23 protein-coding genes are annotated in these 23,706 nt (G+C 68.6%); 10 read left to right on the top strand and 13 right to left on the bottom strand.

The features are described from left to right. Together C454_RS19290 and C454_RS19285 are read right to left on the bottom strand one after the other, a co-directional pair. The gene (locus C454_RS19290) at window positions 1-1,185 is read right to left on the bottom strand and encodes an ABC transporter substrate-binding protein (RefSeq protein WP_004978309.1); all 1,185 of its coding nucleotides are present in this window, start codon (window positions 1,183-1,185) and stop codon (window positions 1-3) included. Window positions 1,186-1,365: 180 nt separating this feature from the next. Then, on the bottom strand, window positions 1,366-2,370 hold the full coding sequence (locus tag C454_RS19285; protein ID WP_004978307.1) for an LLM class flavin-dependent oxidoreductase: 1,005 nt from the start codon (window positions 2,368-2,370) through the stop codon (window positions 1,366-1,368). Between the two features lie 55 nt (window positions 2,371-2,425). On the opposite strand from C454_RS19285, the gene C454_RS19280 reads away from it, so the two are divergent. Continuing rightward, window positions 2,426-2,659, top strand: a complete 234-nt coding sequence (locus tag C454_RS19280) for a hypothetical protein (RefSeq protein ID WP_004978305.1) — start codon at window positions 2,426-2,428, stop codon at window positions 2,657-2,659. Window positions 2,660-2,680: 21 nt separating this feature from the next. On the opposite strand, the gene C454_RS19275 is transcribed toward C454_RS19280, so the two are convergent. Then, window positions 2,681-3,151: a MaoC/PaaZ C-terminal domain-containing protein gene (locus C454_RS19275; RefSeq protein ID WP_004978303.1), complete on the bottom strand. Its 471-nt coding sequence runs from the start codon at window positions 3,149-3,151 to the stop codon at window positions 2,681-2,683. A gap of 96 nt (window positions 3,152-3,247) precedes the next feature. On the opposite strand from C454_RS19275, the gene paaI reads away from it, so the two are divergent. Beyond that, on the top strand, window positions 3,248-3,658 hold the full coding sequence (paaI, locus tag C454_RS19270) for a hydroxyphenylacetyl-CoA thioesterase PaaI (protein WP_004978302.1): 411 nt from the start codon (window positions 3,248-3,250) through the stop codon (window positions 3,656-3,658). Between the two features lie 9 nt (window positions 3,659-3,667). On the opposite strand, the gene paaK is transcribed toward paaI, so the two are convergent. Then, window positions 3,668-4,957 carry a phenylacetate--CoA ligase PaaK gene (gene paaK / locus C454_RS19265; RefSeq protein ID WP_004978300.1) on the bottom strand — a complete coding sequence of 430 codons (1,290 nt, stop codon included), beginning with the start codon at window positions 4,955-4,957 and terminating at the stop codon, window positions 3,668-3,670. Between the two features lie 100 nt (window positions 4,958-5,057). On the opposite strand from paaK, the gene C454_RS19260 reads away from it, so the two are divergent. The 4 genes from C454_RS19260 (at window position 5,058) to C454_RS19245 (ending at window position 9,701) form a co-directional block, all read left to right on the top strand. Then, window positions 5,058-6,221 (top strand): thiolase domain-containing protein, encoded by a 1,164-nt coding sequence (locus tag C454_RS19260; protein WP_004978297.1) that lies wholly within the window; start codon window positions 5,058-5,060, stop codon window positions 6,219-6,221. Continuing rightward, window positions 6,218-7,807 carry a zinc ribbon domain-containing protein gene (locus C454_RS19255; RefSeq protein WP_004978293.1) on the top strand — a complete coding sequence of 530 codons (1,590 nt, stop codon included), beginning with the start codon at window positions 6,218-6,220 and terminating at the stop codon, window positions 7,805-7,807. The genes C454_RS19260 and C454_RS19255 overlap by 4 nt, the downstream gene beginning before the upstream one ends. Before the next feature lie 86 nt (window positions 7,808-7,893). Beyond that, the gene (locus C454_RS19250) at window positions 7,894-8,778 is read left to right on the top strand and encodes a 3-hydroxyacyl-CoA dehydrogenase family protein (protein WP_004978291.1); all 885 of its coding nucleotides are present in this window, start codon (window positions 7,894-7,896) and stop codon (window positions 8,776-8,778) included. Then, window positions 8,775-9,701 carry an enoyl-CoA hydratase/isomerase family protein gene (locus C454_RS19245; protein WP_004978290.1) on the top strand — a complete coding sequence of 309 codons (927 nt, stop codon included), beginning with the start codon at window positions 8,775-8,777 and terminating at the stop codon, window positions 9,699-9,701. The genes C454_RS19250 and C454_RS19245 overlap by 4 nt, the downstream gene beginning before the upstream one ends. A 695-nt stretch (window positions 9,702-10,396) precedes the next feature. Here the strand turns inward: C454_RS19245 and C454_RS19240 are convergent. Further along, on the bottom strand, window positions 10,397-11,164 hold the full coding sequence (locus C454_RS19240) for an IclR family transcriptional regulator (RefSeq protein WP_004978289.1): 768 nt from the start codon (window positions 11,162-11,164) through the stop codon (window positions 10,397-10,399). 161 nt (window positions 11,165-11,325) lie between these two features. Between C454_RS19240 and C454_RS19235 the strand changes: the two genes are divergently transcribed. The 3 genes from C454_RS19235 (at window position 11,326) to C454_RS19225 (ending at window position 14,381) form a co-directional block, all read left to right on the top strand. Then, entirely contained in the window at window positions 11,326-11,628 is a 303-nt protein-coding gene (locus C454_RS19235; RefSeq protein WP_004978286.1) for an EthD family reductase, read from the top strand. A 4-nt stretch (window positions 11,629-11,632) separates the two neighbouring features. Continuing rightward, window positions 11,633-13,327 (top strand): thiamine pyrophosphate-binding protein, encoded by a 1,695-nt coding sequence (locus C454_RS19230; protein WP_004978284.1) that lies wholly within the window; start codon window positions 11,633-11,635, stop codon window positions 13,325-13,327. Between the two features lie 109 nt (window positions 13,328-13,436). Beyond that, window positions 13,437-14,381 (top strand): NAD-dependent epimerase/dehydratase family protein, encoded by a 945-nt coding sequence (locus tag C454_RS19225; protein ID WP_004978282.1) that lies wholly within the window; start codon window positions 13,437-13,439, stop codon window positions 14,379-14,381. 54 nt (window positions 14,382-14,435) lie between these two features. Here C454_RS19225 and C454_RS19220 read toward each other — a convergent pair whose 3' ends face one another. The 4 genes from C454_RS19220 to C454_RS19205 form a co-directional block, all read right to left on the bottom strand. Then, window positions 14,436-14,645 (bottom strand): hypothetical protein, encoded by a 210-nt coding sequence (locus C454_RS19220; protein ID WP_004040881.1) that lies wholly within the window; start codon window positions 14,643-14,645, stop codon window positions 14,436-14,438. Window positions 14,646-14,723: 78 nt separating this feature from the next. After that, entirely contained in the window at window positions 14,724-15,095 is a 372-nt protein-coding gene (locus C454_RS19215; protein ID WP_004978278.1) for a cupin domain-containing protein, read from the bottom strand. A gap of 65 nt (window positions 15,096-15,160) precedes the next feature. Then, entirely contained in the window at window positions 15,161-15,751 is a 591-nt protein-coding gene (locus C454_RS19210) for an HD domain-containing protein (RefSeq protein WP_004978277.1), read from the bottom strand. Between the two features lie 3 nt (window positions 15,752-15,754). Further along, entirely contained in the window at window positions 15,755-16,480 is a 726-nt protein-coding gene (locus C454_RS19205) for an EthD domain-containing protein (protein ID WP_008093939.1), read from the bottom strand. A 100-nt stretch (window positions 16,481-16,580) separates the two neighbouring features. Here C454_RS19205 and C454_RS19200 point away from each other — a divergent pair, with 100 nt between their 5' ends. Beyond that, window positions 16,581-17,855: a M24 family metallopeptidase gene (locus C454_RS19200; protein ID WP_049905303.1), complete on the top strand. Its 1,275-nt coding sequence runs from the start codon at window positions 16,581-16,583 to the stop codon at window positions 17,853-17,855. A gap of 222 nt (window positions 17,856-18,077) precedes the next feature. Here C454_RS19200 and C454_RS19195 read toward each other — a convergent pair whose 3' ends face one another. The 4 genes from C454_RS19195 to C454_RS19180 form a co-directional block, all read right to left on the bottom strand. Then, entirely contained in the window at window positions 18,078-19,685 is a 1,608-nt protein-coding gene (locus C454_RS19195) for a hydantoinase B/oxoprolinase family protein (RefSeq protein ID WP_004978271.1), read from the bottom strand. Beyond that, window positions 19,682-21,697 carry a hydantoinase/oxoprolinase family protein gene (locus C454_RS19190; protein WP_004978269.1) on the bottom strand — a complete coding sequence of 672 codons (2,016 nt, stop codon included), beginning with the start codon at window positions 21,695-21,697 and terminating at the stop codon, window positions 19,682-19,684. Before C454_RS19190 ends, C454_RS19195 begins: the two co-directional genes overlap by 4 nt. After that, on the bottom strand, window positions 21,697-22,914 hold the full coding sequence (locus C454_RS19185) for an Nramp family divalent metal transporter (RefSeq protein WP_004978267.1): 1,218 nt from the start codon (window positions 22,912-22,914) through the stop codon (window positions 21,697-21,699). Before C454_RS19185 ends, C454_RS19190 begins: the two co-directional genes overlap by 1 nt. Window positions 22,915-23,045: 131 nt before the next feature. Beyond that, window positions 23,046-23,591, bottom strand: a complete 546-nt coding sequence (locus C454_RS19180; RefSeq protein WP_004978266.1) for a ribbon-helix-helix protein, CopG family — start codon at window positions 23,589-23,591, stop codon at window positions 23,046-23,048. Window positions 23,592-23,706 lie beyond the last annotated feature (115 nt).

Raw genomic sequence — 23,706 nt, 5'->3', positions numbered from 1 at the left:
CTAGAGCGAGCAGCCGAGTTCGCCGCAGTCGGGGAGCGCGTCCGCCCCGGCTATCATCTCGCCGAGTTCGACGGTCGCGGGACCGCTCCCGCCGTCCGGCGCGACGAGTTCGCCCGGCCACACCGGGTTCATCGCCTGGTGGTCGCAGTCGCGGAACTGGTTCGGCCCGAGAATCGTGTCCATTTCGAGGCCCGGAAGCACCTCCTTGACCTCCGCGGGGTCGGTCGAGCCGGCCTCCGCGATGCCCCGCGCCGTCATCCGAATGGACATGTACGCGGCCCGCGCGAAGTTGTCCGGCAGGGAGTCGTACTCGCTTTGGTAGGCCTCGACGAACGACTGGTTGTCGCCCGTTTCGAGCGTCGGCAGGTAGCGGACCCCGCCGTAGGTTCCGTAGGCGGCCTCGCCGAGCGCGCCGCGGACGACCGAGAACGTCATCGTCGGCGACATGAGGTTCACGCTCTCTTTGAGCCCCTGGCTCGCCGCCTGCTTGACGAAGTTGATGAGGTCGCCGCCGGTCATGCCGAGAACCGCCACCTCGGCGTCGGAGTTGGCGATTTGGCTGACGTAGGAGTTGTAGTTGGTCGAGCCGAGCTGCGAGCGGCTCCGGCCGACGACTTCGATGTCGTGGCCGTCGCGCATGCGGCGCTCGACGCGCTGCATCACCGACTCGCCGTAGGCGTAGTCGGCGATGTGGAACCACACCTTGGTCCCGAGGTTCTCGGCGGTGTAGTCGGAGACGGCCTCGGCCATCTGCGCCGTGTTCGTCTCGGCGCGGAACACCCACTCGTTGCAGTTCGACCCCGTGATGGGAACCGCGGCCCCGCCGGGGTTGTAGATGAGCTCCTCTTCGGCCGCGAACTCGTTGAGCGCGAGCGCGACGCTGGACGATATCGCGCCCATGAGATACGACGCGCCGTCCTGCTCGACGACGGACTGCGCCTTCCGCCGGCCGGTCGAGGGGTCCGCCTCGGTGTCCTCGTAGACGCCCGTTATCTCCACGTCGATGTCCTCGTTCTCGTTGACGTGTCGTATCGCCAACTCGGCCCCGTTTCGCTGGCCGACCGCGAGACCGCCGTACGGGCCGGTCATCGGGCTAATCACTCCATAGGTGATGGCGTTCGACCCGCCGCCCCCACCGCCGCCGAGACAGCCGGCGACGCCCGTCAGCCCGGTCACGCCCGCCAACCCAGCCGCCTGTACGAACCGTCGCCGCGACGGACGCGGCTGTGCGCCGCTGTCCGCTGAACAATCGTCTCTCATGGTATGTATGTTCACATGTAACATGAAAAACTTCACGTTTAAATGTTTGCGTTTCGCTGGCGACAAGAACGTCGCGTTCGGCCCTGAACCGCCGATTCGGCCCCTTCAGACGAGTCGCGGGCGGACCTCGTCGCCGAGTCGGCGGACGCACTCGACCATCCGGTCGGTGCCGATGCCGGGGTGGTAGGTTCGGAAGATGAAGTGGATGTCGTCGCCGAGGGCGTCGCGGTAGCGGGCGAGTTCCGCGACCACGTCGTCGGGCGTACCGAAGACGGCCTGTGCTTTGAGTTCCGCCCGGCGCTCGTCGGACAGTTCGTGGACCTCGTCGCCGGAGAATATCTCGGCGTACCGGCGCTGGAGGTAGAGGTAGCCGTCTCTCATCGCGTCCCACGCCTCGGCCTTCGAGTCGCCGACGAAGCCGTGTTGGAGGACGTATATCGTGAACTCCCCGTCGAGGCCCTCGGCTTCCCGAACGCTCCGGATGTCCTCGACGCGCTTGCGCAGGCCGCCGAGGGAGAGCGACGACGGCGCACACCACGCGTCCGCCGTCCGGGCCGCCCGGCGAACCGCGGGCTTGGCCGCGCCGCCGAGCATGAGGGGCACGTCGTGTGCCGGTTTGGGCGTCACGTCGACGCCGGTCGCACCCTCGTGAAACGGCGACTCGTGCGCTATCGGACCGTCTGACCACGCGTCGCGGAGGAGGGAGACCGTGTCGGCGAGGCGGTCGACGCGCTCGTCTCGCGGAACGCCGAAGGCGTCGAACTCGCGGGGGTTGGAGCCGATCGCGAGGCCGAGCGTCGTTCGGCCGCCCGAGATAAGGTCGACCGTCGCCGCGTCCTCCGCGAGCCGAATCGGGTCGTACAGCGGCGCGAGCGCGATACACGTGCCGAGTTCGACCGACTCGGTCGCCGCCGCGAGCGCCCCGAGCGCGGGCATCGTCCCCGAGAGGTAGCCGTCCGGCATGAAGTGGTGTTCGGACACCCACGCGCTGTCGAGGCCCGCGTCGTCTATCGCGCGCCCGAGCGTCAGCATCTCGTCGTACAGGTCGGCCATCGGCCGGTCGTCGTCCGGCCGCCGCTGGCAGGTGAACAGTCCCGTCCCGAGTTTCATGACTCGGAGTTCGCACCTTAGCTATTAATAGTTAGGAACACCGAGTTCGTCGGAGATGGTTCCCGACGACTCGGTACCCTCGGATTCGACGACCGCGACCGCGACGGGGCCGGCGCCGCCGGGCGAGCGCGTCGTGGGGCGCGCGGTGGAAGACGGCTGGACCGAGGCGTTCGTCTCGCCGCGAAACCCGACCGGCGCGCTCTTTCAGTTGATGGAGTACCACGACGACTACGGCGAGAAGGGAGCCGACGACGCGTTGTTCGTCCGCGGCGAGCGGGTGGATTCGTGAGTCTCCTGTCGGGGAGCCGGCTTACTCCTCGGCCGACTTCGTCTTGATGAGGAACTTCATGTCGCCTTCGAGGACGACGGTACCGTCCTGCTTCGTCATCTCGATTTCGAGGACGACCAGTCCGGCGTCGTCGCGGCTCCCGAGGTCCTTTCGCTCCGAGACGACCATCGTCTGCGAGAGCGTGTCGCCGATGAACACCGGGTTCGGCAGGTCCATGTAGTTCATCCCGAGGAAGGCGATGGCGGTGCGCTCGACGATGCCCGAGCGATACACGAAGCCGGTCGACTGGACGAACGTCATCGGCCCGTGGGCGATTCGCTGGCCGAACTGGGTGTCTTCCGCGTACTCGCTGTTCGTGTGGAGTTCGGTCCAGTCGCCCGAGAGCGCGGAGTGCATCATGAAGTCCGCCTCGGTGACGGTGCGGCCGACGCTCTGGAACTCTTTGCCCTCCTCGAAGTCCTCGAAGTAGTGCGGTTCGTAGCTGTATGCCATATCTCACCGTCACCGTCATCAGATAAAGTAGTTTACATACCTATCTTTCCTGACAGTCGATGCCTACTTGGGGAGCGCAGGACGACGTGTGGTCGCATGTCGGAGCAAGACGACTACGCGGAGATACGGGAGCGCGCCTCGAACGACCCCTACTGCGGGCGCGTCGGTATCGACCTCGCCGAGGTCGGCGACGGGTACGCGGAGACGACGCTGACCGTGGCCGAAGACCACCTGAACTTCCACGGGACGCCCCACGGGGGCGCGGTGTACAGCCTCGCCGACGCGGCCTTCGCGGCCGCCTCGAACAGCCACGGCGACGCCGCGTTCGCGCTGGAGACGAACATCTCGTACCTCGCGGCCGCCGAGGTGGGCGAGACGCTCCGCGCGGTCGCCGAGGAGACGCATCTCGGGGGGCGAACCGCTGAGTACGAGGTCGTCGTCTCCGACGGGGACGGCGAGCGAATCGCGACGTTTCGAGGCCGCGTCTACAAACCCGGCGGTCGCTGACGGCGCGCGTTACTGGCCGCGGTGGTCGTAGACGCGCTGGACCTTTCCGACCTCGGTGCGCGCGATGTCGCCGTACTCGACGAGGTTCAGTTCGTCGGGCGTGAACGAGAGCACGTTCGAGAGCCGCTTTTGAATCCGACCTTCGAGGTCCGACAGCGACCCGCCGAACTCCTCGACCAGTTCGACCGTGATTTCCACCCGGTCGAGGTTCCCCTCGCGGCGGAGGTCGATGCGGTAGTGCGGCGCGATTTGGTCGAACTCGAGAACGACCGACTCGACCTCGCTCGGGTAGAAGTTCACGCCGCGGACGATTATCAGGTCGTCCGACCGGCCCGTGATGTTGTCCATGCGGACGCAGGTTCGGCCGCACTCGCAGGTGCCGTAGTCCAGCGTGGTCAGGTCGCCCGTCCGATACCGGAGGACCGGCAGCGCGTCCTTCGCGAGGGTCGTCAACACGAGTTCGCCCTCCTCGCCCTCCTCGACGGGGTCGCCGGTGTTCGGGTCGACCACCTCGGGGTAGAAGTAATCCTCCCAGACGTGGAGGCCGTCCTGCGCCTCGCACTCGACGGAGACGCCGGGGCCGACGATTTCCGAGAGGCCGTAGATGTCGATGCCGGTCACGCCGAGTCGCGCTTCGATTTCGTTCCGCATCGGCTCGGTGCAGGGCTCCGCGCCGAAGATGACCGTCCGAAGCGGCAGGTCGCGGATGTCGATTCCCATGTCGTCTGCGACCTCGGCGAGATAGAGCGCGTACGACGGGGTGCACGCGATGACGTCGCTTCCGAGGTCGGAGAGCAGTTCCACCTGTCGCTGGGTGTTGCCGCCGCCGATGGGGATGACCGTCGCGCCGAGCTCCTCGACGCCCTGGTGGAGGCCGAGACCGCCGGTGAACAGGCCGTAGCCGTAGGCGTTCTGAACCACGTCGTCGGGACCGACGCCGGCCGCCACGAGACACCGCGCGACGGCCTTGCTCCACACGTCGAGGTCCTCGCGGGTGTAGCCGACGATTTTGGGCTTGCCGGTCGTGCCCGACGACGCGTGGACGCGAATCACGTCGTCCATGTCGACCGCGAACATCCCCGTGGGGTAGTGGTCGCGGAAGTCCTCTTTCGTCGTGAACGGCAGTTTCGACAGGTCTTCGACGCTCTCGATGTCCGCGGGCGAGAGTCCGGCCTCGTCGAACGTCTCGCGGTAGAACTCGACGTTCTCGTACGCGTTCCGAACCGTCTCCCGCAGGCGACCGTCCTGGACCTCGCGGAGTTCCTCCCGCGAGGCGGTCTCCGTGCTATCGAATACCATGTACGTTTGAAGTCGATGATAGAATATGATAAAAATGATGCGGTCGGACGACCGCGCCGCGGGGCGAACCTATTTCGCGGGGGATACGCAATCGACTACCATGCGAGACGCATACATCGTCGGAGCGGGCCAATCGAAGTACGGCGCGTTTCCGGACGAGAGCTATCGGTCGCTGTTCGCGACCGCGTTCGAGGAGGCGCTGGGGAGCGCCGGCGGCGTCGAGGCGGCCGATATCGACGAGGCCGTCGTCGGGTCGCTCGGCGTCGGCGGGCGGCAACTCGGCTTATCGGGGCCGGCCGTGACGGAGCACGTCGGCCTCCACGGCGTCCCCTGTTCCCGAATCGAAAACGCCTGCGCAGCGAGCGGATACGCGGTCAGACAGGCGGTGCAGGCGGTCAAAAGCGGGATGGCGGACGTGGCCCTCGCGGGCGGCTACGAGGTCATGACCGACATGAGCGGCGACGTGGCGAAGTACTGGCTCGGCGTCAGCGGCGAGACGGAGTGGGAGCGGCTCACCGGGACGACGTTCGCGGGCGTCTACGCCCAGATGGCCTCGGCGTACCTCGACGCCTACGACGCCTCGCCGGACCACTTCTCGAAGGTCGCCGTCAAGAACCACGCGAACGGCGCGAAGAACCCGAAGGCGCACCTCGGCTTCGAGTGCTCGCTCGACGACGCCCGGAGCGCGCCCGTCGTGGCCGACCCGCTGAACCTCTATCACTGCTGTCCGACCTCCGACGGCGCGGCCGCGGTCCTCGTCGCCAGCGAGGACGTCGCCAGCGCGTGCGACGACGCCGTCCGCGTCGCGGGCGTGGGTGCCGCCTCCGAGCGCGTCGGCCTCTTCCAGCGCGACAGCTACACCGCCGTCGAATCGTCCGAGCGGGCCGCCGCGGCCGCCTACGAGATGGCCGGTCTCGGCCCCGACGACGTGGACTTCGCGGAGGTCCACGACTGCTTCGCCATCGCCGAACTGCTGGCGTACGAGGACCTCGGCTTCTGCGAGCGCGGACACGCGCCCGAACTGGTCGATTCGGGCGCGACCGAACTCGGCGGCGACCTGCCCGTCAACCCCTCCGGCGGCCTGAAATCGAAGGGCCATCCCATCGGCGCGACGGGCGCCGGACAGGTCGTCGAAGCGTTCAAACAGCTCGGCGGCCGGGCGGGGGACCGACAGGTCTCCGGCGCGAACGTCGGCCTCACCCACAACGTCGGCGGGTCGGGCGGTGCCGCCGTCGTCCACGTCCTCGAAGGGGGGGCGCTATGAGCGCCGACGACTCGGCGCGAGCGACCCCCGGAATCGCCGGCGTCGGCGCGTACGTCCCCAGACTCTCCCTCCCCGCGTCGGCCTACCGCGAGGCGTGGGGCAAAGGCGGCGCGCCGGGCGTCGAGCGGGTCGCCGTCGCCGACGCGGACGAAGACACGCTGACGATGGCGACCGAAGCGGGCCGGCGCGCGCTCGACGCGGCCGGCGTGGACGCGAGCGATATCGGACACCTCGCGTTCGCCACCACGACGCCGCCGAACGACGAGGAGGAAAGCGCGGTCCGACTGGTCTCGCTCCTCGGCGTCGCCCCGTCGGTTCCGACCCGGCAGTTCGGCGGAAGCACCCGCGCCGGCGCGGTGGCGCTGGCGGCGACGGTCGAGGCGACCCGAGACTCGGACGCAGGTGCGGGGACGGGGAGCGGCGGTCCGGCGCTCGTCGTCGTCGCCGACAGCCCGCGCGGAGCGCCCGAAAGCGACGAGGCGGCCGGTGCCGGGGCAGGGGCGGCCGCGCTCGTCCTCACCGACGACGCTCCGCTCGCCGTCGACGCCGTGGGCGAGTTCGGCGACCCCGCGCCCGGCACGCGGTTCCGTGGGTTCGGGAGCGCCGAGACGGAGTCCATCGGCGTCACGCAGTACGAGCGCGACGCCTACACGCGGGCGGTCGGCGGGGCGGTCGAGGCCCTCGGTATCGACGTCGCCGAACTGGACCCCGACGCCGTGGCGCTCACCGCGCCGGACGGGAAACTCCCGTACCGCGCGGCCGCCGCGCTCGGCGTCGAACCGGCGCGAATCGCGGCCGGGACCGTCGTCTCGCGAACCGGCGACACCGGGGCCGCCGGGCCGTTTCTCGGACTCGCGTCGGCGCTCGCCGACTCGGAGGACGACGCGGCAGGCGACGAGTCGAACGGCCGGTCCCCCGCGACCTCGGTGCTCCTCGTCGGCTACGGCGGCGGCGCGGGGGCGACCGCGCTCGCGCTCAGTACGAGGGCGTCAGATGCCGCCTCCGACGCCTCCGCCACCTCCGCCACCTCTGCCGTCCCGGTCGAGGCCGACCTCGACGGCGACGTGGAACTCACCTACGCGGAGGCGCTCCGGCGGCGCGGGACCATCACCGGCGGGGAGCCGGCCGGCGGGGGTGCGTACGTCAGCGTGCCGACGTGGAAGCGGACGATTCCGCAGCGCCACCGCCTCGTCGCCGGCGAGTGTACCGAGTGCGGTGCGCTCTCGTTCCCGCCGGAGGGCGCGTGTCCCGACTGCGGGTCGCTCGCGGGCTACGACGACGCGACGCTCCCCGGGACGGGGACCGTCGAGGCCGCGACCGCCATCGGACAAGGGGGCGCGCCGCCGGAGTTCGTCGAGCAGCAGCAGCGCGCCGGGTCGTTCCCGGTCGCCGTCGTCGCCTTCGACGGCCCGGACGGCGAGGCCGACGACCGAGCCGTGAGCGCGCCCGCGCAGGTCGTCCACTCGCCCGCCGGAACGCCCGCAATCGGCGACCGCGTCGAGGCCGTCCCGCGCCGCATCTACGAGCAGGAGGGCGTCGTGAGATACGGCTTCAAGGTCGTCCCGACCGAGGCGCGGCGGGAGTAACCGTCCGGGGGCGCGGGAGCAGGACGGGGTCACCGATGCCGAAACGAGGGCAAACGATTATGATGGTTCCCGAACCCCTTCCGGTGATGCAAGTGAGTGTACTCGGCGCGGGAACCATGGGCCACGGCATCGCGCAGGTGGCCGCGATGGCCGGTCACGAGGTGACGATGCGCGACATCGAAGCGGCGTACGTCGAAGACGGGCTTGACGCCATCGAGTCAAACCTCCGGGGCGGCGTCGACCGCGACAAGGTGACGCCCGACGAGATGGCGGCGACGCTCGACCGGCTCTCGGGGACGACCTCGCTGGAGGCGGCGGTCGCCGACGCCGACCTCGTCGTCGAGGCGGTTCCCGAGGACATGGGGCTCAAGCGCGAGACGGTCGCGGAGGTCGAATCCCTCGTCGACGACGACGCCGTCATCGCGTCGAACACGTCGTCGCTCTCCGTGACCGAGATACTGAGCGCCCTCGAACGCCCCGAGCGCGGCCTCGGGCTCCACTTCTTCAACCCGGTCCACATCATGGGGCTCGTGGAGGTCGTCGTCGCGGAACAGACCAGCGAGTCGACGCTGGCGTTCGCCACCGAGTTCGTCGAGGGCATCGACAAGACGGCCGTCGAGGTCGGTGATTCGCCCGGCTTCGCCTCCTCGCGGCTCGGCGTCGCCCTCGGCGTCGAGGCCATGCGCATGGTGCAGGAGGGCGTCGCCTCGCCCGCGGACATCGACACCGCGATGGAACTCGGCTACAACCACCCGATGGGCCCGCTCGAACTCGGCGACGTGGTCGGCCTCGACGTTCGACTCGATATTCTCGAGTACCTGCGCGAGGAACTCGGCGAGCGCTTCCGCCCGCCGCAGATTCTCAAGCGAAAGGTCCGCGCCGGCAAGCTCGGCAAGAAGACCGGCGAGGGGTTCTACGTCTGGGAAGACGGCGAAATCGTCGGCGCGAGCGAGGACGTGATGGACCGATGAGCGGTGACGACCCGAGCGCCGACGGTCCGAGCGCCGACGGTCCGAGCGCCGACGGTCCGAGCGCCGACGACCGAGAGACGGGCGGTCCCCGAGCCGACGGCGGAACGTCGGCCGTCGAGTCCGTCGCCGCCGAGTGCGAGACGGTCGACGCCGTCGTCGGCGACCGCGTCGAGGGCGTCGTCACCGTGACGCTGAACCGCCCCGACGCGCGGAACGCGCTCAACGCGACGCTCCGGGCAGAACTCAAGCGCGTCCTCGACGCCATCGAAGAGAGCAGCGCGCGCGTCGTCGTCCTCACCGGGTCCGACGAGGCGAAGGCGTTCGTCGCCGGCGCGGACGTGACGGAGCTCCGCGAGCGCGACATGCTCGAACAGCGCGAGGCGAGCAAACGACCGCGGGTGTACGAGCGCGTCGACGACCTCAGACAGCCGGTCATCGCCCGCGTCAACGGCCACGCTCTCGGCGGCGGCTGTGAACTAATGCAGGCCTGCGACGTGCGCATCGCCCACGAGCGGGCGAAGCTCGGGCAACCCGAAATTAACCTCGGCATCATGCCCGGCGGGGGCGGCACCCAGCGACTCGCGCGCCTCGTCGGCGAGGGCCACGCCATGCGACTCATCCTGACGGGCGAACTCATCTCCGCCGAGGAGGCCGCGGACATCGGCCTCGTAGAGGAGGTCCACGGCGACGAGACCTTCGACGACCGGGTGTACGAACTCGCCGAGATGATGGCGACGAAGAGCCCCGTGGCCTTGGAGTTCGCCAAGAAGGCCGTCAAAGCTGCCTCGCGGACGGACCTCGAACAGGGCATCGAGTACGAGGCGGAGCTGTTCGCTCAACTGTTCGGCTCGCCCGACAAGGACGAGGGTATCGACGCGTTCTTCGAGGACCGCGATCCCGAGTGGCACGAGCGCGAACGATAGATCCCCACTCGCGCCGTTCGAACTGCTCGAACAGTTTCGAAACCGCCGTCGCCGCCCGGCGAGAACTCACAGCGCAGGTGCGAGCACTATAGTAGCGTTTGCAACTGGTTACACATCCAATCGCACGACAGCGTGCGATTGAGTGTGCATTGACTTGCAAACGCTACTATAGTTTCACGACGCGAACACGTCTTCGAGAGCGACCCGCCCGCGAGCGAGGCCGAATCGGGGGCGCGCCGGTGGAGGACCGAGCGTTCCGTCCTTTCGAACGCGAGTCCGTAATCGAGCGACGCCGCCGTATCGGCAGTCGCTATCGATGACCGTCTCGCGCGCGAACCGAACACCGAGTCTCGAATGACGGGGATACGGCGGTTTCGGGGCGAACGAGGCCCAGCGGCGACGCGTCCGGCCCATAAGCCGGCAGACGAGCGGTTTGTCCGCTCGCCGCAGCCCGTGACAAATTTAATTCTGTAATTGTTCGTGTTCCCGCCGCGTCAGTTTACGATAGTATAATAAATATATAATCACAATCTGTTCGAGAAGTTCGAACAGCAATTGTCGAAATCGAGTCGTCGTCTCGACCCCTCGAAAGCGGAACTATCGGGCTTCGCGCGGGAGAACGTTCGCTGAACGGGTTCGAACCATTCGAACGAATGGTCCGCATACTCGGCTCGCCGGCGGGGCGAGCGACCGGGTCAGGAGAAGTTGAGGTTGATTTCGACCTCGTTGGCCGCGCCGAGGAGGAGGTCGGCGAGGTCGCCGGTCAGTCGGTCGCCCCGAAGCCGGTTCGAGGGCCCCGAGATGCTTATCGCCCCGACGGGGTGGCCCTCGTTGTCGGTGACGGCGACGCCGACGGCGTGGAGTTTCGGGACGATTTCCTCGCGATTGAGCGCGAACCCGCGCTCGCGAATCGTCGCCAGTTCCTCGAAGAGCGCGTCGGGGTCGGTTATCGTCCGTGGCGTCTTCGCCGGGAGGCCGTGTCGGTCGACGATGTCGCGGACGCGTTCGTCCGGGAACGCCGACAGGATGGCCTTGCCGGCGGCGAGTTGGTGGAGGTACGAGCGCGTCCCCTCTCGGGCCGGCGTCCGAACCGAGTGCGCGCCGGCCGCGCCGTAGAGGTGGAACCCGCGGCCCTGCTCTTCCGTGACGCACCACACCTTCTCGCCGGTCTGCTCGGCGAGTTCGTCCAGTTTCGGCTTCGCCACCTCGTAGAGCTGGTGCTGGTCTCGCGCGTAGATGCCGAAGTCGAGGAGCCGAAGCCCGACCCGATAACCGTCGTCGTCGGGGACGACGAACCCCTCGCGTTCGAGCGTCTTCAGGTGCCGGTGGACCGTGCTCTTGGCCAACCCGAGTTCCGAGGCGAGTCCCGTCGGCCCCATCGGGCCCCCCGACTTGAGCCGTTCGAGGATGCCGAGCGACGTGGCGGCCGTCGTCACCGGTCGGCGCTGTTCGTCGTCTGTCATCACCTAACTTCGGTGTTCGTTCGTGATAAATCTTGTTCGAACAGTTCGAACGGGGGTTCCACTCGCTCGAACGACCGCGGCGGACGCTCGAACCGCGAGTCGGCGATAGAGCAAAGTAGCGTCCGATTGGATAGCAGACGTGCATGATTAAATTGGTGAATATGCTCGTCCGGGACGACGACCACACGCACGAGGAGTTCGTCGAGCGGTGGCGGGGGAGCCACGCGGAACTCGCCGCGGAGCTACCGGGGCTCGTGAAGTACGCGACGAGCGTCCCGACCGACCCCGAGCGGTCCGAGTACGACGGCATCGTCGAACTCTACTTCGAGGACATGGCCGCTCTGAAGGCGGCGTTCGACTCCGAGGTCGGCCAGCGCGTGAACGCCGACGCGGCCGAGTTCAGCGACATGGAGCAGGGGCCGACGCTCTACGTCGAGGAGACGGTCCACCTCGACAGGTCCTGAATCCATGAACACGAGCGAACGACTCGTCGAGAGCCTCGAACGGCTCGGCGTCGAGCGAATCTTCGGCTATCCCGGCGGCCGCGTCATCGAGCTGTTCGACCTGCTGCCCGAGTCGGACATCGACCTCGTGCGCCCCCGCGACGAGCGCGAGGCGAGCGTCATGGCCGAGATGCACGGCCGGCTGACGGGCGAACCGGGCGTCCTCGCCGGACAGGGGCCGTGGATAGGGAGCCTCGGCCTCATCGGGCAGATGGAAGCGCGCCTCGCCTCGTCGCCGATGGTCGCCATCACCGAGGCCTCCGAGCGCGGGAACTACTCGACGCTCGCGCCCTACCAGCAGTCCCGCGGCGACTACGGCGGCCTCGAACTCCCGAAGCTTCTCGACGCCGTGACGAAGGAACACTGGTTCCCGCGGACCCCGACCGAGACGGTTCGGAGCCTCCAACTCGCGTTCAAACACGCCGTCGCCGGGCGACCCGGTCCGACGGCGGTCGTGCTCGACGGCGACGCCGTCACCGAGGAGTTCCCCGCCGAGTCCGTGCCGCCGGTCTGGGACGACGAGACGCAGACCAGAACGTGGACCGCCGCGCCGACGGCCCGCGACGTCGCGGCCGCCGCCGAAGCGCTCGAAGCGGCCGAGCGACCGGTCATCGTCTCGGGCAACGGCGTCCACGCGTCGGGCGCGTACGAGGAGTTGGCCGCGGCCGCCGAGACCTACGAGGCGGCCGTCGTCACCTCCTACCTCGGGAAGTCGACGGTCCCCGAGACGCACCGCCTCGCCGGCGGCGTCATCGGCTCGTTCGGTCACGAGGGCGCGAACCGGCTCGTCAGCGAGGCCGACGCGCTCCTCGTCGTCGGCTGTCGCATGAACCCGATGGACACCAACTGGCAGGCCCCCGACTTCATCCGCCCCGACGAGCAGACGATTATCCACGCCGATATCGACCCGCGGAACGCCGGGTGGGTCTACCCCGCCGACGTGGGGCTCATCGGCAACGCGTCCGAATCGCTGCGCGAACTCGCGGCCGCCGGCGGCTCCGAAAACGACTGGGCCGAGGACCGAGCTCGGGAGGCCCGCGAGTCGTTCCACGCGCCCGAGTGCGAGTCGGACGCCGCCCCCATCCTCCCCCAGCGGGCCGTCAAGGAAATCGAGCGCGTCGTCGACGAGGACACCATCGTCACCGCCGACTCCGGCAACAACCGCTTTTGGCTGCTCAACTACCTCCAGACGCCGGCGGTTCGGACCTACTTCGGCTCCGGCGGCGTCGGCGGCATGGGCTGGGCGACGCCCGCCGCGGTGTCGGCCGCGCTGGCGACAGACAAGCGCGTCGTCGGCGTCGCGGGCGACGGCGGCTTCGCCATGACGATGACGAGCGTCGAGACGGCGGTCGAACACGGCGTCGCGCCGACGTTCGTCGTCCTCAACGACACCAGCCTCGGGATGGTCAGACAGATGCAGCACGCGCCCGACGACATCGCGGGCGTCGAGTTCCACGACACGGACTTCGCGCGGGTCGCGGAGGCGTTCGGCGCGACGGGCGTCCGCGTCGAGACGCCGGGCGAACTCGGCGATGCACTCGCCGACGCGAAGACGCACGGCCTCCCGACGGTCATCGACGCCCGCATCGACCGCAGTCAGGACATGGCCGCGACGCTCCAGTCGTCGTTCTACGCGTCGGTCGGCGGACTCCACGAGTAGCGTCGGCCGCGGTGAGTGGCCGTCGCCGGCCCTCCCGGTGGTCCGCTCCCCGGGAAACACTTTTCTCGCACGCAGGGAGAACTACGATAGCATGTCATCATCGACCGTGATGGTCACGGGCGGGACCGGGTTCATCGGCTCGTACGTCGCGTCGGACCTCGTCGCGGCCGGCCACGACGTGGTCGCCTACGACCGCTCGACCGACCCGCGCATCCTCGACAGACTCGGCGTCGCCGACGACGTGACGATACGCCGCGGCGACGTGACCGACCCGACCGACGTGTTCCGGGCGGTTCGAGAGACCGGCTCGACGCACATCGTCCACCTCGCGGCGCTCCTGACGACGACGGCGCGGGAGAACCCGCGGGCCGCGCTCGACGTGAACGTCCAGGGGACGAACAACGTCTTCGAGGCGGCGCGCGCCCTCCCCGAACAGGTCGAGCGCGTCGCGTGGGCGTCGTCGGCGGCGGTGTACGCCCCGCCCGCGAACTACGGCGGCGACTTCGTGACCGAGTCCGACCTCGTCTACCCCGACACGCTCTACGGGGCGACCAAGGAGTACAACGAGCATCAGGCCCGGGTCTATTACGAGGACTTCGGTGTCTCGCACGTCGCGCTCCGGCCGACGGTCGCCTACGGTCCGTACCGTGAGACCGGCGGGTCCGCGTTCCTCGCGAACATCGTCGAGAAACCGGCGCTCGGCGAGCCCTTCAGCGTCGACTACGGCGACCAAGTTATCGACTGGCAACACGTCCGCGACATCGCGCAGGCGTTCCGCAAGGCGACGTTCGCCCCCGAAGACGACCTCACCCAACGCGTCTACAACGTCCGCGGGGAGTTGGCGACGATTCGCGAGGCCGCGGAGACGGTGCGGCGACTCCTCCCCGACGCCGACCTCACGGTCTCCGACGAGGGCGAACTCCCGTGGACCCAGGAACTCGACATGACGAAGGCGCGAGCCGACCTCGGCTACGACCCCGAGTACGACCTCGAAACGGGGTTCCGCGACTACCTCAACGTGCTTCGGAAGGAACACGGACTGGAGCCGGTCTGAGCCGAGACCCGACGGGCCAAGGTCCGACCGGCCGAAACGCCGCCGCGGAGTCGGTCACGGCCGCCGAGCGTCGTCGGCACCCTCGGTCTCGGGACCGTCCAGCAGGTCGCGGATATCGTCGGGCGACAGCAGGTCGACGAGGCTCTCGCCCGAGTCGTAGCGCTCGCGCTCGTCGGGCGTGAGATAGTCCGCGAGGTCGCGTTCTGTGAGCAGTTCCTCGAGTCTGTCGTCGAGGTCGTCCGGGTCGTAACCGGGAATGACCATATCACCGAATCGTCGCGAGCGCCCTTATAATCCGGCACTCGTCGGAAACGCGACGAGTGCGGAGGGTGAGCCGCCCGCTCACTCCACGACGACGCCGTCGTCCTTCGCGTTCGGCGCGCCGACGACGAACACCTCGCCGTCCTCGACGCAGCGCAGTTGCCGAACCTCGTCGGGCGAGACGACCACGAAGTCGCCCGGTTCGAGGTCGAGCGCGTCGGTCACCTCACCGTCGTCGTCGGCGAAGGCGAGTTCGAACGCGCCGGAGAGCACGTGGTACAGTTCCTCCTGTTCGCGCTGGTAGTGCATCGGTCCCGACCCGCCCGCGTCGAACGACCAGACCGACGGGCGCATCTTCCGCGGGCGAAGCTCGTAGCCGACGGCCTTGACTCGGGCGTCGGCGTTCTCCACGTCGTGCGGTTCGAGGTCGGCGAGGTTGACGCGCTCGTACATCGGCGCGAGCTACGAAGCGCGGGGTAATAGGTATGCTGACGAGTGTCGCGGCGGTTCGCGTCGGACTACTGGGTCTGGGAGTACCGCTCGACCCACTCCTGTAGGCTGATTCCCATCGCGGCCTGCGTGATGGCGTTCGAGGACGCCGAGTTCGCGCTCTTGACGAGTTCGGCTTCGAGCGTCCGGGTCGGAATCTCGCCGATGAAGTGGGGGATGGCGCGCTGGACCGCGAGCGGGCAGCCGGCCTCGTGGGCGAGGGCGTAGCCCGAAAGCGAGTGCGGAATCTCCCCGCTGGCGTACTCCGGGTCGGGGTCGTCGAGCACGTCGTCGTCGACGAAATCGACGTACTCGTAGCACTTGCCCACGTCGTGGAGGAGGCAGGCCGCGCGGACCACGTCGAACTCCGGGTCCGCGCCGTGGAAATCCCGCTGTTCCTCGGCGGCGCGGACGGCGATTCGCGTTACGCCGCGGACGTGCTCGACGTTCGTCACCTCGTGGATGTTCCACGCGTAGGGGATGTCGTCGATGTCGCGCCAGCCGCCGCGGGCGAGACCGAGACACCACGCCTCGACGACTCGCTCGCGGAGGTCGGCGTCCTCGATGTCGGCGAGTTCAGGGAAGGCGGCCTCGACCTGCGCGCGGTAGTCGTGCGACATCGCTCAGCGGCCCCCAGTCACGTCTTTCTGGACCGTCTCGCGGCCGACGAACCGCGGGCGGTCGCCGATGGAGAGGAAGTTGTCAACATCTTCGCGGGGCGCTTTCGCCTTCGGGTGGTCGGGGTCGTAGTCGCGCGAGGACTCGTGGCCGAGGCCCGCCCGAAGCGCGTCGAGGCTCTCGAAGTAGAGTTCGGCGACGCCGTCGAACTCGGCGCGTTCGGGGTCGGTCGGGACGACGCGGGCGTACCGGACCACGCCGGGAATCTCGCGGGCGAGGAGGACGTGGGTGTTCGCCCAGTGGTCGAGGAACTCGTCGTGGCTCATCCCGTCTTTGCGGACGAGAAACGCCGAGTGCTTGTAGAGTCCCGTCGTGTCGCCGCCGGTCTCGTCTTTCTCGACGACCTCCTCGCCGATGATTCGGGGGCGTCGCTCGACGTCGAGAAAGTTGTCCACGTCGTCTCTCGCCGCTTTCGCCGTCCCCTTCGCGGGGTCGTAGTCGCGCGAGCCCTCGCTGCCGAGCGCGTCGTGGAGCGCGCCGAGGTCGTCGAAGTACAACTCCGCGAGACCGTCGAACTCGGAGACCTCGGGGTCGACCGGAACCACCGTCTGGTAGCGGACGACGCCCTCGATGTCGCGGGCGATGGGCGTGTGATTGTCCTGCCAGTACGTGACGAACTCGTCGTGACTCATCCCCGCCTTGCGGACAAGCAGGGCTACGTGCTTGTACATGCGTACACCTGCCGATTCACGTATAAGACAATAAATCATGAGGTACACTCGCACTGCCCATCTACAACAAATTAATGTGATAGTCACGAGTGGTGGGCGTATGCCTTTCCACGAGCGGGGGTTCATGAGCGGGACCCGCGGGACGATGGCCGTCGACTGGGAACAGCGCATCGACGTGAAGCGGATGCGCGAGGAGCGGAAGGACCGCGCTCTCTCGCGGATGCGCGAGGCGGGCCTCGGGAGCATGCTCCTCATCGACGACCCGAACATCCGGTACGTGACCGGGTTGGCGATGACCGGCGGGTCGGGTGCGGACCACTACTCGCTGCTTCTGGAAGACGGTACGGTCGTCCACTGGGACACCGCCGACCACGCGAGCAACCAGCGATACAACTGCCCGTGGCTGACCGACGTTCGCTACGCCTGTCCCGGGCTGGGGAACGTCCCGCGGGCCTCCGGCCGCGACTCGGCCCGGTCGTTCCTCCTCGACAAGATGGCCCAGACCGTCGTCGACGCCCTCGACGAGTACGGCCTCGCCGACAAGGCGATGGGCATCGACACCGGCCACGCGGGGCTGCTCGACGCCTTCGAATCGAAGAATATCGACACCCGACCCGCCGAGTGCGCGGCGGTGATGGAGGACGCCCGAAAGACGAAGACCGAAGACGAAATCGAGTGTCTGCGGCAGGTCGCGGCCGTCTGCGAGGCGGGCTTTCAGGCCATCGCCGAGAACGCGAAGCCGGGCGCGCGGGAGTCGGAGGTGTGGGGCGACGCCGTCCGCGAACTCTGGCGGCACGGCGCGATGGCGCAGGGCGGCTACCTCACGTCGGGGCCGAACACGTGGCCGAAGCACCAGGCGAACACCACGGACCGACTGATTCGCCCCGGCGACCTCGTCTACGCCGACTTCTACAACGTCGGCTACCTCGGCTACCGCTCGTGTTACTACCGGACCTTCTCGATGGGCGAACCGACCGACGAACAGCGCGACGCCTACGAGACGGCCCGCGACAACCTCTACGCCGTCCTCGACGAAATCGAGCCGGGGAAGACCACCGACGAAATCGCGGCGGCGTTTCCGGACATGGCGGGCGAACACGCCGACTGGTACGGCGCGGACGACCACTGGCAGTTGACGACCAATCACTGGGCCCACGGCCTCGGCCTTCAACTGTACGAAGTACCGCTCATCTGGCGCGGCCTCTCGCCGGACCATCCCATCGAAATCGAGGCGGGGATGACGATGGCCGTCGAGACCCAAGAGCCGGCGGGGAGACAGGGCGTCCGCGTCGAGGAGATGGTCGTCGTCCGCGACGACGGCGTCGAGCTCCTCAGTCAGTGGCCCGTCGAGGAGATAACGGTTATCGAACACTGATTCCTGACACGATAAGCGGACCACTCACAAATTTTAAAAATTGTAGAATTTGTTGCTCGAGCCCATCTAAGCACGCGTCCATCGGGCCACAGCTCGTCAGGAGAGAGTACAACCCGAATATCGAACCGTTTAGTCAGCAGTGTGTGATTTCTATGGCGACTGATTACGCCGGCGCGGGGACTCCCCGTGTCCCCTCGCCAGAGCCCAACTGACCGGCCGACGCTAGTCCGCTTTTCCGTCCTCGCGGTCCCGGCGGCGTGCGTCGTCATCGCGGTCGTCGGGGTCGCCGTAGCCGCCGCCGCCCGGCGTCCGAACCGTGACGGTCGTGCCGGCGGGCACGTCGCGGGTCGTCTTCGACGGGACTGCCTCGCCGTCGACGAGGTTCTGTCCGGTCGCTCCGTCCTCGCCGCCGGCGATGCCGCGAGGGGCGACCCGCCGGCGTTCGGTGAGAAGCGAGACGGTCGCGTCGGCTTCGACCGTGACCGACCGGACGATACCGAGACCGCCGCGGAACTCACCGCGGCCGCCGCTTCCCTCGCGGAGGCCGTACGCCTCGACGAAAAGCGGGTACTCGGCTTCCAGCGCCTCGACCGGCGTGTTGAGCGTGTTCGTCATCCCGACCTGCACGCCGTCCATGCCGTCGCCGCCCGCGCGGCCGCCGAAGCCGCCGCCGATAGTCTCGTAGTAGGTGAAGCCGTCCGAACCGCCGGCGCGACTGCCGATGGTCAGGTTGTTCATCGTCCCCTGTCCCTGCGCGGGGACGCGCTCGGGGGCCGCGTCGGCGAGCGCCGCGAAGACCACGTCGGTCACGCGCTGGCTGGTCTCGACGTTGCCGCCGACGACCGCCGCCGGGGCGTCGGGGTTGAGGAGCGAGCCGTCGGGGACCTCGACCGAGATGGGGTCGTAACAGCCCTGGTTCGGCGGAATCTCGGGGTCGGTGACGCAGCGAACGACGAAGTACACCGCGCTTTTCGCGACCGCCAGCGGGGCGTTGACGTTGCCGGCGACCTGGTCGGCCGTCCCCGCGAAGTCGAACTCGACGGTGTCGCCGTCGACCGTCGCGGTCACCTCGATGGGGATGTCGTCGTCGGTCACGCCGTCGCCTTCGAGCACGTCGCGGGCGCGGTACTCGCCGTCGGGCAGGTCGCGCAGTTCCGCGGTGACGCGGTTCCGGGAGTAGTCCATCACGGCGTCGAACGCCGCGAGAACGCGGGACCGGCCGTGTTCCCCGACGAGGTCGGCCAGTCGCTCCTCGGCGCGCTCGTTCGCCGCGATTTGCGCGCGGATGTCGGCGCGGCGCTCGCCGGGGTTGCGGACGTTGGCGAGGAGCAGCGACAGCACGTCGTCGTTGGTCTCGCCGCCGGCGACGAGTCTGACCGGCGGGAGTCGAAGCCCCTCCTGATAGATTTCGCGCGCGCCGGCGGGCATGCTGCCGGGCGTCATCCCGCCCACGTCGGCGTGGTGCGCCCGCGAGACGGCGAAGCCGAGCACCTCGCTGTCGACCGAAAGCGGCGACACCATCGTCACGTCGGGGAGGTGCGTCCCACCCTCGAAGGGGTCGTTGAGGACGAACACGTCGCCCGGTTCCGGGCCGTAGTCGAGGACCGTGTCGACGGCCTCGGGCATCGCGCCGAGGTGGACCGGGATGTGTTCGGCCTGCGCGACGAGGCGGCCGTCGGCGTCGAACAGCGCCGTCGAGCAGTCGCGGCGCTCCTTGATGTTCGGCGAGTACGACGAGGTGATGAGCACCTGTCCCATCTCCTCGGCGACGCTCTCGAACTGGTTGCGCATGATTTCGAGCGTCACGGGGTCGACCTCGCGGTCGTTCATTCGCCGTCACCCCCGCTTGTCAGGACGAGCGTCCCGTCGGCTCCGACCGTCCCGCCCCACGCCGGAGGCACGACGACGGTGCTCTCGTGCTGTTCGAGGATGGCCGGCCCCTCGACGGTCGTCCTCGCGCCGAGGCCGTCGCGGTCGTAGACGGGCGTCTCTCGGAACTCGCCGTCGAAGAAGGCCTCGCGGGTGTCCTTGCGGGCGTCGCCGCCGCCGCGGTAGGTCACGTCGAGCGGGTCGCGCTCGACCACGGCGGTCGCCCGGACGTTGACGAGTTCGACCGGATCGTCGAGGCGGTAGCCGTAGGCGCTCTCGTGGGCCCCGTGGAACCGCGCTTCGACCGCCTCGGCGTCGAACGTCTCGCCGACGGGGACGGTCAGTTCGAAGCTCTGACCGACGTACCGGAGGTCGGCGGCGCGCCGGACCGCCGCGTCGTCGGGGTCGGCCACGTCTTCGAGCGTGTCGGCTTCGAGGTCGGCGTAGGCGGCGTCGACCGCCCCGGCATCGAGGCCGGAGAGGGGTCGGCGGAGCGTCCGCACCGAGTCGTGTTTCTGGTCGGCCGCGAGCAGGCCGTACGCCGAGAGGACGCCGCAGGCCCGCGGGACCACCACGGTCTCGATGTCGAGGCTCTCGGCGAGGGCGGCGGCGTGCATCGGCCCGGCACCGCCGAAGGCGACGAGGCCGAACTGCCGCGGGTCGCGGCCGCGCTCGACCGTCACGGCGCGAATCGCCCGCGTCATGTTGGCGTTGGCGACGCGGTAGACGCCGCGGGCGGCCGCGAGCGCGTCGTCCAGTCCGGTCTCGTCGGCGAGTCCCGCGAGCGCGTCGCGGGCGGCGTCCACGTCCAGGGAGAGTTCGCCGCCGAGGGCGGAACTGCCGCCGATGTAGCCGAGGACGACGTTCGCGTCCGTCACGGTCGGCTCGGTGCCGCCGCGACCGTAGCAGGCCGGGCCGGGGTTCGCACCCGACGAGCGCGGCCCGACGCGGAGCGCGTTGCCCGAGTCGACCCACGCGATGGAACCGCCGCCCGCGCCGACGGTGTTCACGTCCACCATCGGCGTCTTGATTGGCCGGCCGTTGATTTCGGCGTCGGTGGTCCGCTCGACTTCACCGTCGCGGACGAGGCTCACGTCGCTGGAGGTGCCGCCCATGTCGAAGGTGACGAGCCCCGCGAGGTCGTCGGCGGAGTCGGTCGCGGTCTCCGCCGCGCCGACGACGCCCGCGGCCGGGCCGGACATCGTGGTCGTCACGGCGTGCTCGCGCACGGTCGAGGCCGGGGCGATGCCGCCGTTGGCCTGCATGATTTTGGGAACCGGGACGCCGAGGTCCGCGGCCCGCGATTCGAGGCGGCCGAGGTAGCTGTCGATGGCGGGCGTCACGTAGGCGTCGACCGCGGTGGTCGAGGTACGCTCGAACTCGCGGAACTCGGCGAGCACCTCGTGGGAGGCGGAGACCGGCGCGTCGAGTTCCTCGCGGAGCACGTCGGCGACGACGCGCTCGTTTTCGGGGTGCTGGTAGGCGTGTAAGAGCGAGACGGCGACGCTCTCAGCGCCGCAGTCGCGGATGTCGTCGGCCAGCGCGCGGACCTCGCGCTCGTCGACTTCGGTCTGAATGCCTTCGACCGTCGCGCGCTCCGTCACCTCGAACCGACGGCGTCGCGGGACGAGTGAGTCGGGCTTGTCCGCGGTCACGTCGTAGAGGTCGGGGCGGGCCTGTCGGCCGATTTCGAGCACGTCGCGGAAGCCCTCGGTGGTGACGAGCGCGGTCTTCGCGCCGTCGTCTTCGAGGAGCGCGTTCACGGAGACAGTCATCGCGTGGGTGAACGCGTCGACCTCGGCCGGGTCGACGCCGGCGTCGTCGCAGGCCTTCTCGATGCCGCGGACGACGCCGACGCTCTGGTCGTCCGTGCTCGGGACCTTCGCGGTGACGAGGCGGCCCTCTGGGGTCAAAAGCGCCACGTCGGTGAAGGTGCCGCCGACGTCGACGCCGATTCGGGTTTCTGCGTCCATCAGAACACCCCCATATCGGCGGCGACCGTATAGAGGGTTCGGAGGCCGAGCCAGACGACGACGAGCGTCACCAGCCCGCCGACGACGTTCTGGAGCGTGGTGTTGGCGTACGACCCGAGGATGTCGCGGTCGTTCATCACGTAGATGAGGAAGACGGCGACGATGGGCAGGAGGACGCCGTTCGCGACCTGCGCGAAGACGATGGCCTGCACGGGGCTGTAGCCGACCGCGGAGAAGACGATACCGACGAGCAGGATGGAGCCCCAGACGGCGCGGAACTTCGTGGACTTGAGGTCCGTGTCCCAGCCGAGCGCCCCCGCCGTCGCGTAGGCACCGGCCAGCGGGGCGGTCGTCGCGCTGGTGAAGCCCGCGGCGAACAGCCCGATGCCGAAGAACACCTTGGCCTGCGTGCCGACGAGCGGTTCGAGCTGTTCGGCCATCGTGCTGACGTTCTGGATGTTCGTTCCGACGGGGAACGCCGCCGCGGCGGTGACGAGAATCGAGATAGTGATGAAGCCGCCGAGGACGATAGAGAGAATCGTGTCGGCCCGCGACTCGTTTAGCTCCTCGGGGCCGGCCCACCGCTCTTGGACGCTCCCGGCGTGGAGAAAGAGGTTGTAGCCGACGACGGTCGTCCCGATGAGGCCGGTGATGAGGAACGCCGACCCCTCCGGGACGCTCGGGACGAACCCGCGGGCGAGCGCGCCGAGGTCGGGGCCGATGAGAATGGCGTCGATGAGGAAGGAGACGGCCATGATGGAGACGAGACCGACGAGGGCCTTCTCGATGAGTTTGTACTTGCCGGACCACAGGAGGGCTCCGGCGACGAGGCCCATCGCGGGCCCCCAGAGATTGGCGCTGATACCGGTCAGGCCCTCCAGTCCGGCCGCGCCGCCGAGGATGTTCCCGGTCTCGTAGGCGGCCGTGCCGATGCCGATAGCGCTGACGACGAGCACGATACTCACCCCGGACAGCACGGGGTTGTCGAACTGGCTGCGGAGCGCCTCGCCGAGCCCCTCGCGGGAGACGAGGCCGAGTCGGGCGCTCATCTCCTGAAGGACGATGGTGGCGACGATGGAGAAGGCGATCGTCCAGACGAGCGCGTAGCCGAATCGCGCGCCCGTCACGCTCGCGGTCGTGACCGTGCCGGGACCGATGAACGCGGCGGCGACCATCGCGCCCGGGCCGATAGATTTCAAGCGTTCGATGATGTTCATGGTTCTACCTGTGAGGTGGATTGACGTATCAAACTCTGATTGATAAATCCCCGTTGAGAAGGCCGTGTACCGCCGAGATAGCGCGTATGAAGGAGTATGAACGAGTGTGAAATCGGCGGCGAGTGTGGACCTCACCGAACCTCGGTGAGAAGCACCTTCGAGACGCCCTCTTCGACCTCGATGTCGAACGGGGACTGCTCGGTGCTGAGCGCGATGAACCGCGACATGAACCACTTGACCGACTCGGTGGGGAAGACGACGTGGAAGGTGTCGCCCTCGGAGGCACGGACCGTGAGAAAGCCGCAGAACGACAGCCAGTCGAGGAGTTCGCCCAGCGATTCGAACCGGTCGCGGTACTCGTGGGCGTGGAACGACGCCACCCGGTCGACGGCGTCGAGGAACGCGGGGTCGGGGTCGCCGTCGTCGTCCTCGACGTAGTCGAGAAACGTGTGCAGGAAATCCACGTCGAGGAGGACGTGCTCGCCGCTCGACAGCATCTGGTGGTAGGCTTCGAGGTTCGGCCCGGCGTCGGTCGTCGCCGCCTCGAAGTTGGCCGCGTAGAAGACGAGCGCCTCCCGGACGAGTTCGCTCTGCGCCTTGTCGGTCCGGCCGGCGAGGCCGTCGAGCGCCGACTGGGCGTCCTCGTCGAGCGACACCGTGATGCGATTCGTGACCATGGGTGTCTAACTCTCCGAGGGGTTCTTAAGGATGTGCGGACGGCCGCCGCGAGCCTCGAACGAGTGACGAACCGAGACTATTCGGCCAAAAAGTGTGAAAATTTTAGAAATTGTA

Origin of the sequence: Haloferax gibbonsii ATCC 33959, assembly GCF_000336775.1 — an archaeon.
GTDB classification, from domain to species: domain Archaea; phylum Halobacteriota; class Halobacteria; order Halobacteriales; family Haloferacaceae; genus Haloferax; species Haloferax gibbonsii.
The sequence above is the reverse complement of the archived record's forward strand: the minus strand, read 5'-3'. Positions and strand labels throughout refer to the sequence as shown.

What these genes read in the sequence shown, in the direction of transcription:
- C454_RS19245 (WP_004978290.1), top strand. Translation starts at nt 8,775, where the DNA reads ATGAGCGGTGACGACCCGAGCGCCGACGGTCCGAGCGCCGACGGTCCG.
- C454_RS19250 (WP_004978291.1), top strand. Translation starts at nt 7,894, where the DNA reads ATGCAAGTGAGTGTACTCGGCGCGGGAACCATGGGCCACGGCATCGCG.
- C454_RS19220 (WP_004040881.1), bottom strand. Translation starts at nt 14,645, where the DNA reads ATGGTCATTCCCGGTTACGACCCGGACGACCTCGACGACAGACTCGAG.
- C454_RS19260 (WP_004978297.1), top strand. Translation starts at nt 5,058, where the DNA reads ATGCGAGACGCATACATCGTCGGAGCGGGCCAATCGAAGTACGGCGCG.
- C454_RS19275 (WP_004978303.1), bottom strand. Translation starts at nt 3,151, where the DNA reads ATGGCATACAGCTACGAACCGCACTACTTCGAGGACTTCGAGGAGGGC.
- C454_RS19205 (WP_008093939.1), bottom strand. Translation starts at nt 16,480, where the DNA reads ATGTACAAGCACGTAGCCCTGCTTGTCCGCAAGGCGGGGATGAGTCAC.
- paaI (WP_004978302.1), top strand. Translation starts at nt 3,248, where the DNA reads ATGTCGGAGCAAGACGACTACGCGGAGATACGGGAGCGCGCCTCGAAC.
- C454_RS19215 (WP_004978278.1), bottom strand. Translation starts at nt 15,095, where the DNA reads ATGTACGAGCGCGTCAACCTCGCCGACCTCGAACCGCACGACGTGGAG.
- C454_RS19200 (WP_049905303.1), top strand. Translation starts at nt 16,581, where the DNA reads ATGCCTTTCCACGAGCGGGGGTTCATGAGCGGGACCCGCGGGACGATG.
- C454_RS19285 (WP_004978307.1), bottom strand. Translation starts at nt 2,370, where the DNA reads ATGAAACTCGGGACGGGACTGTTCACCTGCCAGCGGCGGCCGGACGAC.
- C454_RS19240 (WP_004978289.1), bottom strand. Translation starts at nt 11,164, where the DNA reads ATGACAGACGACGAACAGCGCCGACCGGTGACGACGGCCGCCACGTCG.
- C454_RS19235 (WP_004978286.1), top strand. Translation starts at nt 11,326, where the DNA reads ATGCTCGTCCGGGACGACGACCACACGCACGAGGAGTTCGTCGAGCGG.
- C454_RS19210 (WP_004978277.1), bottom strand. Translation starts at nt 15,751, where the DNA reads ATGTCGCACGACTACCGCGCGCAGGTCGAGGCCGCCTTCCCTGAACTC.
- C454_RS19195 (WP_004978271.1), bottom strand. Translation starts at nt 19,685, where the DNA reads ATGAACGACCGCGAGGTCGACCCCGTGACGCTCGAAATCATGCGCAAC.
- C454_RS19225 (WP_004978282.1), top strand. Translation starts at nt 13,437, where the DNA reads ATGGTCACGGGCGGGACCGGGTTCATCGGCTCGTACGTCGCGTCGGAC.
- C454_RS19185 (WP_004978267.1), bottom strand. Translation starts at nt 22,914, where the DNA reads ATGAACATCATCGAACGCTTGAAATCTATCGGCCCGGGCGCGATGGTC.
- C454_RS19180 (WP_004978266.1), bottom strand. Translation starts at nt 23,591, where the DNA reads ATGGTCACGAATCGCATCACGGTGTCGCTCGACGAGGACGCCCAGTCG.
- C454_RS19280 (WP_004978305.1), top strand. Translation starts at nt 2,426, where the DNA reads ATGGTTCCCGACGACTCGGTACCCTCGGATTCGACGACCGCGACCGCG.
- C454_RS19230 (WP_004978284.1), top strand. Translation starts at nt 11,633, where the DNA reads ATGAACACGAGCGAACGACTCGTCGAGAGCCTCGAACGGCTCGGCGTC.
- C454_RS19255 (WP_004978293.1), top strand. Translation starts at nt 6,218, where the DNA reads ATGAGCGCCGACGACTCGGCGCGAGCGACCCCCGGAATCGCCGGCGTC.
- paaK (WP_004978300.1), bottom strand. Translation starts at nt 4,957, where the DNA reads ATGGTATTCGATAGCACGGAGACCGCCTCGCGGGAGGAACTCCGCGAG.
- C454_RS19190 (WP_004978269.1), bottom strand. Translation starts at nt 21,697, where the DNA reads ATGGACGCAGAAACCCGAATCGGCGTCGACGTCGGCGGCACCTTCACC.